15 protein-coding genes and 2 pseudogenes are annotated in these 15254 nt (G+C 57.5%); 13 read left to right on the forward strand and 4 right to left on the reverse strand.

What is annotated here, in order from left to right; genetic code table 11:
- Positions 1-15 precede the first annotated feature (15 nt).
- Positions 16-780, reverse strand: coding sequence for a competence/damage-inducible protein A (locus PSQ19_RS06480; RefSeq protein WP_282220091.1), 765 nt, complete (start codon positions 778-780; stop codon positions 16-18).
- A 151-nt stretch (positions 781-931) separates the two neighbouring features.
- Between PSQ19_RS06480 and map the strand changes: the two genes are divergently transcribed.
- The gene (gene map, locus PSQ19_RS06485) at positions 932-1762 is read left to right on the forward strand and encodes a type I methionyl aminopeptidase (RefSeq protein WP_282220092.1); all 831 of its coding nucleotides are present in this window, start codon (positions 932-934) and stop codon (positions 1760-1762) included.
- A gap of 2 nt (positions 1763-1764) precedes the next feature.
- Positions 1765-2490 (forward strand): RadC family protein, encoded by a 726-nt coding sequence (radC, locus tag PSQ19_RS06490; RefSeq protein ID WP_282220093.1) that lies wholly within the window; start codon positions 1765-1767, stop codon positions 2488-2490.
- Here radC and PSQ19_RS06495 read toward each other — a convergent pair.
- Both PSQ19_RS06495 and PSQ19_RS06500 read right to left on the reverse strand, forming a co-directional pair.
- Positions 2487-3722: a GNAT family N-acetyltransferase gene (locus PSQ19_RS06495; RefSeq protein ID WP_282220094.1), complete on the reverse strand. Its 1236-nt coding sequence runs from the start codon at positions 3720-3722 to the stop codon at positions 2487-2489. The genes radC and PSQ19_RS06495 overlap by 4 nt on opposite strands.
- A gap of 128 nt (positions 3723-3850) precedes the next feature.
- Entirely contained in the window at positions 3851-4468 is a 618-nt protein-coding gene (locus PSQ19_RS06500) for a cytochrome c biogenesis CcdA family protein (RefSeq protein WP_328517743.1), read from the reverse strand.
- A gap of 303 nt (positions 4469-4771) precedes the next feature.
- Here PSQ19_RS06500 and rpe point away from each other — a divergent pair, with 303 nt between their 5' ends.
- From rpe to PSQ19_RS06520, 4 genes are all read left to right on the forward strand, one after another.
- Positions 4772-5449 (forward strand): ribulose-phosphate 3-epimerase, encoded by a 678-nt coding sequence (gene rpe / locus PSQ19_RS06505; RefSeq protein ID WP_282220095.1) that lies wholly within the window; start codon positions 4772-4774, stop codon positions 5447-5449.
- Between the two features lie 30 nt (positions 5450-5479).
- The gene (gene purB, locus PSQ19_RS06510) at positions 5480-6817 is read left to right on the forward strand and encodes an adenylosuccinate lyase (protein ID WP_282220096.1); all 1338 of its coding nucleotides are present in this window, start codon (positions 5480-5482) and stop codon (positions 6815-6817) included.
- A complete protein-coding gene (locus tag PSQ19_RS06515; protein ID WP_282220097.1) occupies positions 6814-7371 on the forward strand; it encodes an RBBP9/YdeN family alpha/beta hydrolase in 558 nt (185 codons plus the stop codon). The genes purB and PSQ19_RS06515 overlap by 4 nt, the downstream gene beginning before the upstream one ends.
- 237 nt (positions 7372-7608) lie before the next feature.
- Entirely contained in the window at positions 7609-7887 is a 279-nt protein-coding gene (locus PSQ19_RS06520; protein WP_282220098.1) for a DUF1344 domain-containing protein, read from the forward strand.
- Positions 7888-7952: 65 nt separating this feature from the next.
- Here PSQ19_RS06520 and PSQ19_RS06525 read toward each other — a convergent pair whose 3' ends face one another.
- A complete protein-coding gene (locus PSQ19_RS06525; RefSeq protein WP_282220099.1) occupies positions 7953-8276 on the reverse strand; it encodes a DUF1476 domain-containing protein in 324 nt (107 codons plus the stop codon).
- A 197-nt stretch (positions 8277-8473) separates the two neighbouring features.
- On the opposite strand from PSQ19_RS06525, the pseudogene purC reads away from it, so the two are divergent.
- From purC to PSQ19_RS06560, 7 genes and pseudogenes are all read left to right on the forward strand, one after another.
- Positions 8474-9241: pseudogene (gene purC / locus PSQ19_RS06530) on the forward strand (phosphoribosylaminoimidazolesuccinocarboxamide synthase).
- Positions 9242-9263: 22 nt separating this feature from the next.
- Complete coding sequence (purS, locus tag PSQ19_RS06535) at positions 9264-9506, forward strand: phosphoribosylformylglycinamidine synthase subunit PurS (protein ID WP_282220100.1); 243 nt, start codon at positions 9264-9266, stop codon at positions 9504-9506.
- 264 nt (positions 9507-9770) lie between these two features.
- A complete protein-coding gene (locus PSQ19_RS06540) occupies positions 9771-10856 on the forward strand; it encodes an acyltransferase family protein (RefSeq protein WP_282220101.1) in 1086 nt (361 codons plus the stop codon).
- Between the two features lie 78 nt (positions 10857-10934).
- Positions 10935-11603, forward strand: a complete 669-nt coding sequence (gene purQ, locus PSQ19_RS06545) for a phosphoribosylformylglycinamidine synthase subunit PurQ (protein WP_282220102.1) — start codon at positions 10935-10937, stop codon at positions 11601-11603.
- A gap of 1 nt (position 11604) precedes the next feature.
- A complete protein-coding gene (locus PSQ19_RS06550) occupies positions 11605-12243 on the forward strand; it encodes a Pr6Pr family membrane protein (RefSeq protein WP_282220103.1) in 639 nt (212 codons plus the stop codon).
- A pseudogene (gene purL / locus PSQ19_RS06555) lies at positions 12240-14472 on the forward strand (phosphoribosylformylglycinamidine synthase subunit PurL). The gene PSQ19_RS06550 and the pseudogene purL overlap by 4 nt, the downstream one beginning before the upstream one ends.
- Before the next feature lie 124 nt (positions 14473-14596).
- Positions 14597-15190 (forward strand): hypothetical protein, encoded by a 594-nt coding sequence (locus PSQ19_RS06560; RefSeq protein ID WP_282220104.1) that lies wholly within the window; start codon positions 14597-14599, stop codon positions 15188-15190.
- Positions 15191-15254 lie beyond the last annotated feature (64 nt).

Consider the following 15254-nt stretch of genomic DNA (forward strand, 5'->3'; position numbering starts at 1 on the left):
GCCAATCATTCCATCTCAATCAGGCGGTGTAATCCCCGCTTTTGCGTGCTCCTGCGCCACCATTTCGCGCACCTTGGCCGCTGCCTCGCGCAAAAGGGCCTCGTTGGACGAACGCAAGACCAGTTCTGTCATCACCCGGCTGGTACCCATCTGAGGATAACTGCCCATCTTGACGTCCGGATAAAGCGCCTGCAACGCGCCCAACGGCCCCCCGATTGTGCCTTCGCCAACAGCTGCCCTGATGGTTTCGGACATGACTTTTTTGCCTGTCTGTAATGTCGGCGCCAACGCCTCAAGCATTGAGCGCATGATCAAGGGTACGCCCGCCATCACGTGCACATTGCCGATACGAAACCCTGGTGCAGCGCTAACAGCATTAACGATCAAATCTGCTCCCTCGGGGATGCGCGCCATGCGCAATCGCGCTTCATTGATTTGTGTACCCGTCGTTTTCCACCGGGTTTCAAGCATCGCCCGCGCTTCGTCATTTATGGGCAGCGCCACACCAAATGCCTTGGCCACGGCATCTGCCGTAATATCGTCGTGGGTCGGCCCTATACCCCCGGTGGTGAACACATATGTATATCGTTGGCGCACCGCATTGAGCGCTTCGACGATCTCGTCTGTCTCGTCAGAAATGACCCGCACCTCCTTCAAGTCGATGCCAAGGTCAGTGCAGAAGTCGGCGGTTGCACCAATATTGACGTCTTTGGTTCGCCCCGAAAGGATTTCGTCGCCAATAACGAGAAGTGCGGCAGTAATGGATTGGTTGGGATTCATGACTTGACCATAAATATCTGTTGCCCGAATGGATGCCTGCCCTTGCGCGTCGCGTCAAGCAATGGCACGCAAGTTTATCGGTCGGCTCGGTCAGCCCTTCCCTTGAACCGTGGCAACGATTAACTTCGGACCAAGAATTCTGGAGTCCCCAATGATCAACTATGTCGACGCTCCCGCAAAGCCGCGCCGCACCTCGGGCACCATTCCGTTGCACGGTCCCGACGGTTTTGAGGGGATGCGCAAAGCTGGGCAATTAACGGCCCGCGCGTTGGATCTGTTGTACGAGCAGATTGAACCCGGCGTAACAACCGCGGCCCTCGACCAGATCGCTTATGAGTTTTCCCGCGATAATGGCGCTGTTCCTGCGACAATTTTTTATCGTGGCTATCGACATTCAATTTGCACATCCATCAATCACGTCGTCTGTCATGGCATTCCAGATGATCGGCCGCTTCGAGAAGGCGACATCGTCAATATTGACCTGACCCTGGTTGTTGATGGCTGGCATGGCGACAGCAGCCGCATGTATCCGGTCGGCGACATTTCCCGCAAGGCCGAGCGGCTGATCGAAGTAACCTATGAAAGCCTCGAGCGCGGCATTGCCGCCGCCAAGCCCGGCAATACCACCGGCGACATTGGCGCCGCTATCCAGAGCTTTGCAGAAGCGGAACGCACAAGCGTCGTCCGCGACTTTGTCGGTCATGGCGTGGGCAAGCTCTTTCACGACGAACCCAATATCATGCATTTCGGCGCGCCCGGCACCGGCCCGGAACTTCGACCGGGCATGATTTTTACCATCGAGCCAATGATCAATCTGGGCCGACCACACGTCAAAATCCTGTCTGATGGCTGGACCGCGGTAACCCGCGACCGCACACTGTCCGCCCAATGTGAGCACTCGATCGGTATCACTGAGACCGGCTGCGAGATTTTCACGCTGTCCCCAGATGGACTTTTCAACCCTCTGAACGCCAGGCGATAGTCATGCCCAGGGGAAAATCACCTGTATCGAGCGGCCTGTCCGAGGCCGCCTCCACACCACATTATGTTGGACATCGCGAGCGCGCGCGTGAGCGCTTCAAAACCAATGGCGGCGATTCGCTTCAAGATTACGAATTGCTTGAACTACTGCTTCACATAATCCTGCCCCAGCGCGACACGAAGGGTCTGGCCAAGGACTTGATCGCCAAGTTCGGGTCATTTTCCGAAGTGCTGGGGGCCGCTCCAAATCGCCTGACCGAGGTCAAGGGACTGGGCGAGACCTCGATTACCCATATCAAAGTGGTTCAGGCTGTCGCCCAACGTTACGGTCGCGACCAGATTGCAACGGAACTGCCGGTGCTTGGTGCCTGGTCGCAACTGCTCGACTACTGCCGCTCGCAAATGGCGTTCGAGAAGGTTGAGCAATTTCGCGTCCTGTTTCTGGACAAGAAAAACCGACTCATTGCCGATGAAGTCCAGCAGGTCGGGACGGTCGACCACACCCCGGTCTATCCCCGTGAGGTCATCCGCCGCTCGCTGGAGCTTTCAGCCACAGCGCTCATTTTGGTGCACAATCATCCTTCGGGGGACCCAGCTCCCTCATCGGCAGACGTGCGCATGACCCGCGAAATTACCGACATTGCCAAGCCGCTTGGCATCACCGTTCATGATCACATCGTCATTGGAAAGTCCGGACACGCGTCACTCCGCGCCCTCAAACTGCTCTAGGATGCGTCGTCGACGCCGCAAAAAATCCGATTGAATAGCTGTATCGGACGCCGCAACGCTCTCATCATCGCCTTATTGGCCTTGATCCGCCCCTTGGTGCGCTGAACCCATTGATGAGTCGCCAACACCATCGCCCCGCGGGCGCTCAGTGGCACGTAATGCTGGCACAACGGCACCTGCACATTGCACCAATGCCGCTTCTCGTCGGTAAAACCCGCACCCATGTCGAACACGCCGATTTCGCCGTCAAATACAGCCTTCATCACCCGCAACAGGCACTGCTTGCCGGGGGAGCCGCCCTGGATGCGCGGATCTTCGCTCATAGAGGAAATCAGGCAATACATGGTGTCGCGGCACACCACGTTGTAGCGCACCGCCACAATCTCCCGGTCCAGCCGCAGTACATGCAAGCGCACATCCACACCCGAATCGGGCCGTGCCGCATGCTGATAAAAATCGACAAGCCCCTCAATCACAAAGGTATCGCGGATACCCATGGCCTTGAATCGTGCTGAGCGCTGACGAAACATCGTGTCGACAATCGACCCGGTTTCCGAGCCGGCGCGGACCTCCTCGAAATCGACATCGCCCAGCGCCTCAAGTCGCTCGCCCTGCTGCCTGTCGTGCTTGCGCCGCGACTTACTGCGCTGCAACCGGTCGCACTCTTCCCAACTCGCATACTGGGAGCGGTAAAGCGTCTCGAACGGCTGTAGCGTTCCCAACTCGTCGAACAGCCCTCCGGAGTCGCCTGTCTCCATCGGTACCGAGCGCAGATAGATCAGATCTGCCGGTGGCAGGGACTTGGCCATGCCCTGCCACAATTGCCGCCGTTGCATGGGCGACATGTGTTTTAGCGCACCAATATCGACCAGTGGCGCATAGGCTCCCACATTGGCGCCTGGAAACCACGTAAACAGTCTGACGCCTTTTACTGATTTGCGGTGCAACGGCAGCAGTGCAACCGGCGTCCCGGCAACGTAACCCACAACATAAAACTGATTCCTCGGTGCGATGTTTCGCGTCCGGGTCCACAATTTGATGAAGTCGCAACTTTGCCCCGGCGACTGAATGCCCTGCTTCTCCAGTTTGCGCCAGATAGCCTCAACGTCCTCAATATTGTGCGTGAGGCTAAACGAAAAGGAGAAGTCAGAAGATCGGTCTGCGGGCACCGGCGCACCATTGGCAACCTTGCCCAAATCGGTTGGCAATTGCTTAGCTACAACGGAGGTCAATATTGCCATCCACTCGAATCAAATATTCCGACGCAACCTTGGGCGTCACATGCAAAATCGCCGTTAATATGCACACAGAAATTTGATTTGGCAGGTCCTATCCCGCGGGAAGGTTAAGGACCGCTTGCCTAGCCGATAGTGCTCAATGCGGGGAATGTCTCGAGAAACCAGTAGGAAATCCGCGCAAAATTGCCGGTAAGGAACAGGACACCCGTCAGCACCAGCAGCCCGCCCATCAGCTTTTCAACCAAACCGAGATGGCGCTTGAATCCATCGAAAAAGGTCAGGAACGGTCCAACGGCGATTCCCGCCAGGAAAAACGGAACGCCCAACCCCAACGAATAAACACCAAGGAGTGAAGCGCCTTCGAGCGCCGTGTCCTTGCTGGCAGCAACCGATAGGATCGCCGCCAGAATAGGCCCTATGCACGGCGTCCATCCGATGGCAAAGGCCAGGCCGAGCAGGAAACCACCTGCTGGACCACTGGCAACACCCGGCCCCTGATGGCGCAATTGCCGATCCAGCACCCCGATACGATACACACCCAGAAAATGCAGCCCCATCGCAATGATCATCAGCCCGGCAATTGGTGTCAGTATCGGCAATAATTGACGAAATACCTGCCCAAACGCGGTCGCGGTCGCGCCCAACGTGATAAACACCACCGAAAAGCCAAGGATGAAAAACAGCGACGTTACCATCACCCGCCGATGCAGGGCGCCAGTCGTGGTACGCTCGTCGCGCAACTGATCGAAGGCTCGCCCCGCTCATATAGGTCAGATAGGGCGGCACCAGCGGCAACACACAGGGGCTGAGAAAGCTCAAGACCCCGGCTCCGAATACGACTGGCAATGAAAATTCCACGGTGACGCTCCGCCTGTTGCGCCCCCTGTTTAATCTGTCGCGCCATCAAAGCAATGTGCCGGACCGCCGCATCGCCGGTTTGTGAAGTCGTGAGCACCGCGCTGTTTTCGCTCTAGTGCCCTTGTCGCCCGCCCTGCAGGGCGTTAAGGCAGGGCATTAACCCCGTCAGCACCCGGCAGCACCGCATGAGCAAACCCATTCGTATCGCGCCATCCATCCTCTCCGCCGACTTTTCACGTTTGGGCGACGAGGTCCGCGCCCTCAACTCTGCGGGGGCAGACTATATTCACATTGACGTTATGGACGGCCATTTTGTCCCCAACATCAGTTTCGGCCCGATTGTCATGGAGTCAATTCGCGCCCAGACAACGCGGCCCTTTGATGTCCACCTGATGATCGCGCCAGTTGATCTCTACATCCCCGCTTTCGCACAGGCGGGAGCAGACATCATTACGGTTCACGCCGAAGCCGGTCCGCACCTGCACCGCACCGTGCAAGCCATAAAGGCCGAGGGCAAACGCGCCGGCGTCTCACTAAATCCTGCCACCCCCGTTGGTGTACTCGAACATGTCATCGCCGACATCGACCTAGTCCTGATCATGAGTGTCAATCCCGGTTTCGGCGGCCAAAACTTTATCCCCGAAAGTCTGGTCAAGCTGCGGCAGGCGCGTGATCTTATAGGCGAGCGTGACATCGATCTTGAGGTCGACGGCGGCATATCTGCCGACAACGCGCGTGAGGTTGCTGCTGCGGGCGCCAATGTACTGGTCGCAGGCTCCGCGATCCTTTCGGGAAACAATCCGGCCCACTACGCCCCCAGAATTGCCGCGATCCGCGATGCCGCCTCGACGTTGACCGCCTGACTCAATCTCTGAACCAGAAAGCCTAACCCTATGATTCCGCGTTATTCCCGCCCCGAAATGGTCGCCAATTGGTCGCCGGAAGCCCGCTTCGCCATCTGGTTCGAAATCGAGGCGCACGCCACCACCAAGCTGGCCGATCTGGGCGTGGTGCCCAAAGACGCTGCCCAGCGCATTTGGGAGGTAATGCTGGCGCGCAAAGCCGAGCATGGCGACTATCATTTCGACGTTGATCGCATCGACGAAATCGAACGCACCACCAAACATGACGTCATCGCCTTTCTGACCCATTTGAGCGAAATCGTCGGCCCCGAGGCGCGGTTTGTTCACCAGGGCATGACGTCGTCGGACATTCTGGACACAACGCTATCGGTCCAGATGGCTCACGCTGCAGATCTGCTGTTGGCTGATATTGATGCGCTTCTGGACGCACTCAAGCGCCGCGCCCTCGAGCACAAACACACAATAACTATCGGGCGCAGCCACGGGATTCACGCTGAACCGACGACATTCGGGGTAAAACTGGCAGAAGCCTATGCCGAATTTTTCCGAAACCGCGCGCGACTTGTGGCCGCTCGGGCCGAAATCGCGACGTGCGCCATCTCGGGCGCTATCGGTACTTTTGCCAATATCAACCCGTCGGTCGAAGAATATGTCGCTGAGCAATTGGGTCTGGCGGTCGAGCCGGTTTCAACTCAGGTAATCCCACGCGATCGGCACGCCATGTTCTTTGCCACACTTGGTGTCATCGCGTCATCCATCGAACGTGTAGCAGTTGAAATTCGTCATCTTCAGCGCACAGAGGTGCTCGAGGCCGAAGAATATTTCTCGCCCGGCCAAAAAGGCTCATCCGCCATGCCGCACAAGCGCAATCCGGTACTGACTGAAAATCTGACCGGCCTTGCCCGCCTCGTGCGCGGCATGGTCACGCCAGCCCTTGAAAATGTTGCCCTATGGCATGAACGGGACATTTCGCACTCATCGGTCGAACGCATGATTGGCCCTGATGCAACAATCACGCTTGATTTTGCATTGGCGCGTCTGACCGGCGTCATCGATAAATTATTGGTCTATCCGCAAAACATGCGGCGCAATCTCGACCTGCTTGGCGGTCTGCACAATTCCCAACGCATGTTGCTGGCACTTACTCAGGCCGGTTATTCGCGCGAGGACAGCTATGCTGCCGTACAACGCAACGCCATGAAGGTGTGGCAGATGGAGGGAGACCGTACTGGCCAGTTCGCCGAAAACCTGAAAAACGACCCCGAAGTGACTCTGAGCAATGAGCAAATCGACGCCATGTTTGATGACGCTTACCATCTCAAGCATGTCGACACTATTTTCACGCGCGTCTTCGGTCCGGCACAATGAAAATATCCGAGGTCGATTTTCTGATTGTCCCCGGACTGGGGGATAGCGAACCGGGTCACTGGCAACGCCGATGGTCTGAACGCCTCCCCAACGCCAAAGTCGTTCGGCAGGCCGATTGGCACAAACCCGCCCTGGCGCCATGGGTCGAAGCCATCGCCAATGACGTGATGATGGCCACGCGGCCCGTCGTGATCCTGGCGCACGGGTTGGGCGTGCTCGCCAGCGTTCATGCCGCCCTAGGCCTTGTCGATACCAAGGTTCGCGGCGCCCTGTTCGTCGCCCCGCCCGATGTAGAACTCCATCCCGAGGTGCCGCCCGCCGCCGCGCCGTTCAGTCCCATCCCACGCGACCCGCTGCCGTTTCCCTCAATGCTGGTCGCCTCGACCAACGACCCCTATTGCAGCATTGATCGGGCCGCCGAATTTGCCACTTGCTGGGGATCCGACTTCCATCAGGCGGGTGATGCCGGTCATTTCAACATCCAGTCCGGCCACGGCCCGTGGCCTGAGGGTCTATTGATGTTCACGCGATTGATGCAACGGCTCAAGAGCTGATTGGTAGACAATACCTGCCCCGCAATTGCCGGTTTTTCGCCACGCTTGCCCTCAGTGTGGCGAAAATTTTGCCTACCAAAATTAAATATCGATAAGTTGAGACCGGCTTTCCCGAGGCATAATTAGGTCTGGCAAGTTTGGATCCGCCGGCAAGCCTATTAGACCTGCGACTCGACGCGACCTGTAAACTTGCTCAGTCCACGGCCGCATAGCGGCTGTTGATAGTGGGTATTTGAAATGAAGAAAATTATCATTCCCGCCGCTCTGGCAATCGCCATGGGCATGTCAGGTGTCGCATTCGCCGCCAGCACCACAGCGACCAGCGCACCACAAACCATTACGGACACGGTCAAATCTTTTGACCTGACCGCCAAGACCATCACCCTGGGCAATGGCATTGTCTATTCCTTGCCTGACAATTTCAAGGATCCTGGCCTGAAGGTTGGATCAAAAGTCAGTGTCAAATGGGAGATGAACGGCACGACCCACAAGGTCGATAGTATTTCGCTCAGCTAGACCGGCGATGCGCGAACCGAATGATGTCCCCCCATCCGGTTCGCGCAAATTTGTTGTGACTGGCCTTAACCTTCAGCGAGCACCTGCTGCTGGGCCAGGGCCACCAATTGCGTCATTTTCAGGCGAATCGCCTCATCATCAACGCTGAGGCCCTTGGCCTTGATATCGGCAGAAACCTTGCGGAAGACGTCTTCGTCCCCCGCTTCTTCAAAATCGGCGGCCACGACTTCGGCTGCATAGGCAGTCGCCTCATCTCCTTTTAGCCCCAATAGCTCGGCCACCCAGATGCCCAGAAGCTTGTTGCGGCGCGCTTCAGCCTTGAAACGCAATTCCGCGTCCAGCGCGAACTTTGCTTCCTGGCCCTTCTTGCGATCGTCGAATCCGGACATTTTCTCTCCGCATATCTTGGTTTTGGCGCCCCCTGACGCTACCCCTTGCACATAGGCGGTTCAGGTTCCCAAATCAACGGGCGCTGCGGCTCCTTACACACGCCAAATGCAAAAGGACTTGCCTTTTGGACGCATTCTGGCGCATGAAGCGGCCAAATTTCATCGAACTTCCCTTCATTGGAAACGGCAGAGACCTCATGAACCGTCGGCGTAAAATTTATGAAGGCAAAGCCAAGATCCTGTACGAAGGCCCTGAGCCCGGTACCCTGGTTCAGTATTTCAAGGACGACGCGACCGCTGGCGACGGTGCCAAGCACGAAGTGCTCGATGGCAAGGGTGTGCTCAACAACCGCATCTCGGAGTTCGTCTTTACCAAGGCTCAACGGGTTGGGCATCCCGACTCACTTCCTGCGCCGCATGAACATGCGTGAGCAACTGATCAAGGAAGTCGAGATTATCCCGCTCGAAATCATCGTGCGCAACATCGCTGCCGGGTCTCTCGTCAAACGGCTGGGTCTGGAAGAGGGCACCCAGCTGCCGCGCTCGATCATCGAGTTCTGCTACAAGGACGATGCCTTGCACGACCCCATGGTCAGCGAAGAGCATATCACCGCCTTCGGATGGGCGACACCCGCTGAGCCTCGACGACATCATGAGTCTTGCCATCCGCGTCAACGATTTCCTGTCGGGCCTGTTCATGGGCGTCGGCATCCAGCTGGTGGATTTCAAGATCGAGTGCGGGCGCCTCTACGAGGGCGATATCATGCGCATTGTCCTGGCCGATGAAATTTCGCCCGACAGCTGCCGCCTCTGGGATATCAAGACCCGCAACAAGGCTCGACAAGGACCGGTTCCGTCAGGATCTCGGTGGCTTGGTCGATGCTTACCGCGATGTGGCCCAGCGCCTCGGCATTCTGGTTGAAACCGAAAATGCCCTGACCACCGGTCCCCGTCTCGTTCAATAGCTGCAGTGCCAAAGGTAAATCGATGAAAGCGCGCGTCACCGTTACCCTCAAGGCCGGCGTTCTGGACCCCCAGGGCCAGGCCATTGAAGGCTCACTAAAAAGCCTGGGCATGTCCGGTGTTGGTGGCGTACGCCAGGGCAAGGTTTTTGACTTGCTTCTCGATGCAACAGACGAGTCGGCCGCCCGCGCCGCGGTCACCACCATGTGTGAGAAACTGCTGGCCAATACTGTGATCGAAAACTACACGATCGAAATCTCTAATTAACACCCGCCCACTATTTTAGGCTCGCGCGTCGCCCCCTGCGCAGGATTGCCCGTTTATGCTGAAGACCATTTCGCTATCGATGCTGTTCGTCGCAACACTCGGACTAATTTTCGCCGCCTATGCATCGGTGCCAATCTAGCGCGCCACCACCAATCAGTAAAAGTTTAGCCATTAATCAATCGCCTTAAGTCTGTTGGCAATTTGTCCATCAAGATACCAAGCGTTGCGGCTATATTGGCCCGGTAGTGTACTGGAGGCCATCCGATGAGAAGTGATAATCAACGCCTGCAATGGGTCGATATGGCAAAAGGCCTGTCGATCCTGCTTGTTGTCATGATGTATTCTGCATTCAGTGTCGGCGAGGACACCGGCCAGACCGGCGTGCTGCATTGGATCATCGCCTTCGCCACACCATTCCGGATGCCCGAGTTTTTTGCGATTTCCGGCCTGTTCCTGTCCCTCGTCATTGCGCGTGACTGGAAACCCTATTCTGATCGTCGTGTCCTGCATTATTTCTATTTCTATGCCGTGTGGGCCATTATCCATCTGGTTTTCAAGGTTGGACTTGTTGCGGGCGACCCGGCGATGGCATTGACCGATCTGGCCTGGGCCGTCGTTGAGCCCTATGGCGTCCTTTGGTTCATCTACATGCTGGCCGTGTTCAGCGCCGTCGCCAAGCTCTGCTTCACGCTTCGCCTGCCGCATTGGATTGTGCTCGCCCTCGCGGCAGTGCTTCAGATCGCACCGGTTCATATCGGCAGCTATCTCATCGACCAGTTCGCCGCCTATTTCGTCTATTTCTATTCTGGCTACGTGTTCGCGCCCATGCTGTTCAAGCTCGTCGCCTGGGCACAGGCCAATATCGGCATGGCGCTCGCCACGCTTGTAACCTGGGCACTGGTCCACGCAGCGCTCGTGTTCTCGCCCGGCTATGCCGTCCTTCCCGGCGAAATCCACATGGGCCTCGCCTCGCTCCCGGTCCTGCACCTCCTGCTGGCGCTGATCGGCACGGCTGCGCTTTGCGTTATCGCTAGCCTGCTGACAAAACTCGCCTTCATGGACTGGCTGCGCTGGCTCGGCTCCAAATCCCTGGTGGTTTACCTCGCCTTCGTCCTGCCCATGGGCATCGTGCGCACAATTCTGATTAAATTCGATCTGATCACCAATATCAGCGTGCTAAGCATTGTCGTCATGGCGACCGCCGTTGTCAGCCCCGTCGTGCTCTATTGGCTGGTCCAGTGGACAGGCTTCGGAAAATTCCTGTTCGAGCGCCCAGACTGGGCTCATATCCCCGGCACCCCCGGTGCAAGGCAGCCGCGCACGCAGGTTTCCGCCACACCGGCTGAATAAAGCAAGACTCCCCCTTGCCTTTTGGGTCGGGACTCTCGAAAAGGGCGATTATCCCATCTCCCTTTCGAGGACCAGCCGATGAAATCTGCAGTCATCGTCTTTCCCGGCCTGAATCGCGACCGCGACATGATCGCCGCGCTCACTCAGATTTCAGGCAAAGCGCCCGCAACGGTCTGGCATCAGGACGCCGAAATTCCTGATGTTGATCTCATCGTCATTCCCGGCGGCTTTTCCTATGGCGACTATTTGCGTTGCGGCGCCATCGCGGCGCGCTCCCCGATCATGGATGCAGTCCGCGCCAAAGCCGCCAGTGGCGTCAACATTCTTGGCGTCTGCAACGGCTTTCAGATTCTGATTGAAGCGGGTCTTTTACCGGGCGCTCTCATGCGCAACATGTCGCTCAAATTCGTCTGCCGCGACGTCAAACTCGAAGTCACCAACGCCGATACCGACTTTACACGTGGCTATTCCCAGGGCCAGGTCATTAATTGTCCCGTTGCCCATCATGATGGCAATTACTTCGCCGATAGTGAGACGATCACCCAGCTCGAAGACAACGGACAGGTGGCATTCCGCTATGCCGAAAACACCAATCCAAACGGATCGATTAATGACATCGCCGGGATTCTGAACACCAAGAAGAATGTTCTCGGCCTGATGCCGCACCCCGAAAACCTGATCGAAGCCGCTCATGGCGGCACCGACGGTCGGGCGCTATTCTCGGGCCTGCTTGGACGGGCCGCATAAAATGAACGCGCGAACGCTACTGACATGGCTTGGCCTGCTGGTTGGCGTATGCGCCCTCGTGCTGCAGTTCTGGCTGGCCATTCCCCTCTATCTCAGTAAGGGCAAGGATCTCCCGGGCGCTCTAGGCACTTTTTTCGCCTTTTATACGATCTTGACCAACATCACGCTGGTGCTGATCTACTCCTCGGCAATCTGGTCTGGCAGACCAATGTCCCTGTTCCGGCACCCCACCGTCCGCGCAATGATGGCTGCCAATATCACACTGGTATTTCTGTTCGTTTATTTTGTCCTGTCAAAGACCTACGCGTTTAGCGGCCTGTCGCTGTTAGTCGACAATTTGCTCCATTATGTGACCCCGGTAATTTATGTCCTTTGGTGGCTCACGACGCAAAAACATGGCCAGTTGCGTTGGGAAAGCCTGCCAGCCATGCTGGCACCCACACTAGTCTATTTCCTTGCCATTCTGGCGCGTGGCGTCTGGGTCAATGAATATCCATATCCGATCCTTGACGTCACAACGCTTGGCTACGGTGCGGTCTGGATCAATGCCGTTGTCATGACGGTCGCCCTGGGCGCACTCTGCCTCATTGTCATAGCGCTTGATCGCGCCCTCGCTCGTTCACCTCGGACCGCTCCATGACCCATCAAAACAACATCGCTATCACCCCAAAACTTGTCGCCGATCACGGCCTGAAGTCTGAGGAATTTGACAAGATCGTTGCGCTGATTGGTCGGCAACCTACTTACACCGAATTGGGCATTTTCTCGGCGATGTGGAACGAGCACTGTTCCTACAAATCGTCCAAAAAGTGGCTAAAAACCCTACCCACGAGCGGCCCGCGCGTCATTCAGGGACCGGGTGAAAACGCGGGCGTTGTCGACATTGGCGATGGACAGGCTGTGGTGTTCAAGATGGAGTCGCACAACCACCCCTCCTATATCGAACCCTATCAGGGTGCTGGCACTGGTATGGGCGGTATTCTCCGCGACGTCTTCACCATGGGCGCGCGTCCTGTTGCCGCCATGAATGCCTTGCGCTTTGGCGCACCTGACCACGAAAAAACCCGTCACCTCGTCTCTGGCGTCGTTGCCGGCATCGGCGGTTATGCCAATGCCTTTGGTGTGCCAACCGTTGGTGGGGAGGTTGAATTTGATGCCCGCTATAATGGCAACAATCTGGTCAATGCCTTTGCCGCCGGGCTGGCTGATACCGACAAGATTTTCTATTCAACTGCCAAGGGCGTCGGCCTTCCCGTGGTCTATCTCGGCGCCAAGACCGGCCGCGACGGCGTCGGCGGCGCCACCATGGCTTCGGCAGAATTTGGCGACGACATTGAGGAAAAGCGCCCCACTGTGCAGGTCGGCGACCCATTCACCGAAAAGCGCCTGCTCGAAGCCTGCCTGGAATTGATGGCTACAGGTGCCGTTATCGCCATTCAGGATATGGGCGCGGCGGGCTTGACCTGTTCTGCGGTGGAAATGGGCGCCAAGGGCGATCTTGGCGTCGAACTCAACCTTGATCTGGTGCCCGTCCGCGAAACCGAGATGACGCCCTATGAGATGATGCTCAGCGAAAGCCAGGAGCGCATGCTCATGGTACTGCACCCAGACAAGGAAGCCGAAGCACGTGCCGTTTTCGTCAAATGGGAACTCGATTTCGCCACCGTCGGCAAAACCACCGACGATCTGCGTTTCCGCGTGCTCTGGCAGGGCGAGGAAGTCGCCAACCTGCCGATCAAGGAACTGGACGACGAAGCGCCTGAATATGACCGCCCCTGGACGCCGCCCAAGGCTCCAGCCCCTCTGGCCGCCACCGATATCCCGCAGTCGGACGTCGCCGACGCTGTTTTGGCCTTGGTTGGTGGCCATCAGATCGCATCTCGTCGGTGGGTTTACGAGCAGTACGACACGCTGATCCAGGGCAATTCCCTGCAGCGCCCCGGCGGCGATGCTGGCGTGATCCGCGTTGACGGTCACAAGACCAAGGCGCTGGCGTTCACGTCCGATGTTAACCCGCGTTATTGCGAAGCCGACCCATATGAGGGCGGCAAGCAGGCGGTGGCCGAAGCCTGGCGCAATCTGACCGCCACCGGGGCCGATCCACTCGCCGCGACCGACAATCTTAATTTCGGCAATCCCGAACGTCCCGAGATCATGGGCCAGCTGGTCCACGCCATCAAAGGCATCGGCGAAGCCTGCACCGCCCTCGATTTCCCCATCGTTTCCGGCAATGTCTCGCTATACAATGAAACCAACGGCAAGGGCATCTTGCCCACCCCGACCATTGGCGGCGTTGGCCTCATTCCCGACTGGGGCAAAATGGCCCGCACGGGCTTTGCCCAAGCCGGCGATCTCATCCTGTTGTTCGGCGCCCCACCCGCCTGGGGCACTCATCTGAGCCAATCCATCTATATGCGCGACCTGCATGACCGCCGCGACGGTCCGCCGCCGCCCGTCGATCTTGCCCATGAACGCCGCACCGGCGACTTTGTGCGAAACCTCATCCGAGCGGGCAGGGCCACCGCCGTACACGACCTTTCCGACGGCGGCCTTGCCATTGGACTAGCCGAAATGTCGATTGCTTCAGGCATCGGCGCCAAGATCGCCCAGGCTCGAAGGCGTTGACCCAATTCCAACCTGGTTTGGCGAAGATCAAGGTCGATACCTGGTCACGATCCGCGACAATCTGGATATTGACGCCTTCACCGCCCTCATGGCCGAGATCGAGGCAGCGGGTATTTTCGCTCCGTGGATTGGAACAACGGGCGGCGGTGAACTGGTACTTGGCAGCGCCCGCCCTGTTCTGGTCAAAAAACTGCAGGAGGCCCATGAAAGCTGGTTTCCCGAATATATGCGCGGCGAAATTTAGTCCTGCACCAAGCCGCGCATCACACCCCTGTCATTGTCAACAATCGCCTTCGCCATATGATTGCCGTTGTTGGGGCGTTTTCACAGATATTGAGTTAATGTAGGGGGAAACCCCCGGAGTAATCATGACCTTTGCCCGCACCACGGCGTTTTTGGCCCTTTTGCCACTATTGGCCACCTCCCCCGCCTCGGCGCAAAGCATCAGTGTTTCGGTCTCCCGCTCAATTCTGGCTGACCAGCCCTACACCCTGATCTATCCTGATTTCATGATAGCGACCGGCGCCGCTGGCGAGCCCGTAACCATCAACCATCCCGAAGCGCCGCTGCAATGCACCTCCGAAATTGTGCAGGTCGAGGACACCGGCTGGACCGCACAATCTGCCCTCGACAATCTGGACGAGGGTGAGGTTGTAAAGGGTTGGATAGATCGCTTTCCCGGTTTCACCATTACCAACAAGGCCATAACGCGATATCAAAGTGGCGATGCGCTGCTCTATGAAGGTACGAGCACAGACTCACCGATGGACATGCCGCTTACCATCGTCCACACCGAGACCGTCGATGGCCCGCGCGGCTATTCGCTCGATTGCCTCTACGCTACCGAGTACGAGCAGCAGGCTCGTCCCATCGTCAATTTTATCATCGCCAACTTTTCGACCCATTCGGATGCCGACTGCTGCGTCGGCATGAAGGTGGAAGACACCGCTACCCCACAATAACTTGACCTCGTATTGAAGCGCCCCCTCTGCCATGCCATATCAGGGCGAGGTGGAATGTCCACAA

The organism is Devosia algicola, assembly GCF_028816455.1.
Lineage (GTDB): Bacteria > Pseudomonadota > Alphaproteobacteria > Rhizobiales > Devosiaceae > Devosia > Devosia algicola.

Bases quoted from the DNA above. Each gene is read 5' to 3' on its own strand.
- PSQ19_RS06480 (WP_282220091.1), bottom strand. From the start codon at position 780: ATGAATCCCAACCAATCCATTACTGCCGCACTTCTCGTTATTGGCGAC.
- map (WP_282220092.1), top strand. From the start codon at position 932: ATGATCAACTATGTCGACGCTCCCGCAAAGCCGCGCCGCACCTCGGGC.
- radC (WP_282220093.1), top strand. From the start codon at position 1,765: ATGCCCAGGGGAAAATCACCTGTATCGAGCGGCCTGTCCGAGGCCGCC.
- rpe (WP_282220095.1), top strand. From the start codon at position 4,772: ATGAGCAAACCCATTCGTATCGCGCCATCCATCCTCTCCGCCGACTTT.
- purB (WP_282220096.1), top strand. From the start codon at position 5,480: ATGATTCCGCGTTATTCCCGCCCCGAAATGGTCGCCAATTGGTCGCCG.
- PSQ19_RS06515 (WP_282220097.1), top strand. From the start codon at position 6,814: ATGAAAATATCCGAGGTCGATTTTCTGATTGTCCCCGGACTGGGGGAT.
- PSQ19_RS06520 (WP_282220098.1), top strand. From the start codon at position 7,609: ATGAAGAAAATTATCATTCCCGCCGCTCTGGCAATCGCCATGGGCATG.
- PSQ19_RS06525 (WP_282220099.1), bottom strand. From the start codon at position 8,276: ATGTCCGGATTCGACGATCGCAAGAAGGGCCAGGAAGCAAAGTTCGCG.
- purS (WP_282220100.1), top strand. From the start codon at position 9,264: ATGAAAGCGCGCGTCACCGTTACCCTCAAGGCCGGCGTTCTGGACCCC.
- PSQ19_RS06540 (WP_282220101.1), top strand. From the start codon at position 9,771: ATGAGAAGTGATAATCAACGCCTGCAATGGGTCGATATGGCAAAAGGC.
- purQ (WP_282220102.1), top strand. From the start codon at position 10,935: ATGAAATCTGCAGTCATCGTCTTTCCCGGCCTGAATCGCGACCGCGAC.
- PSQ19_RS06550 (WP_282220103.1), top strand. From the start codon at position 11,605: ATGAACGCGCGAACGCTACTGACATGGCTTGGCCTGCTGGTTGGCGTA.
- PSQ19_RS06560 (WP_282220104.1), top strand. From the start codon at position 14,597: ATGACCTTTGCCCGCACCACGGCGTTTTTGGCCCTTTTGCCACTATTG.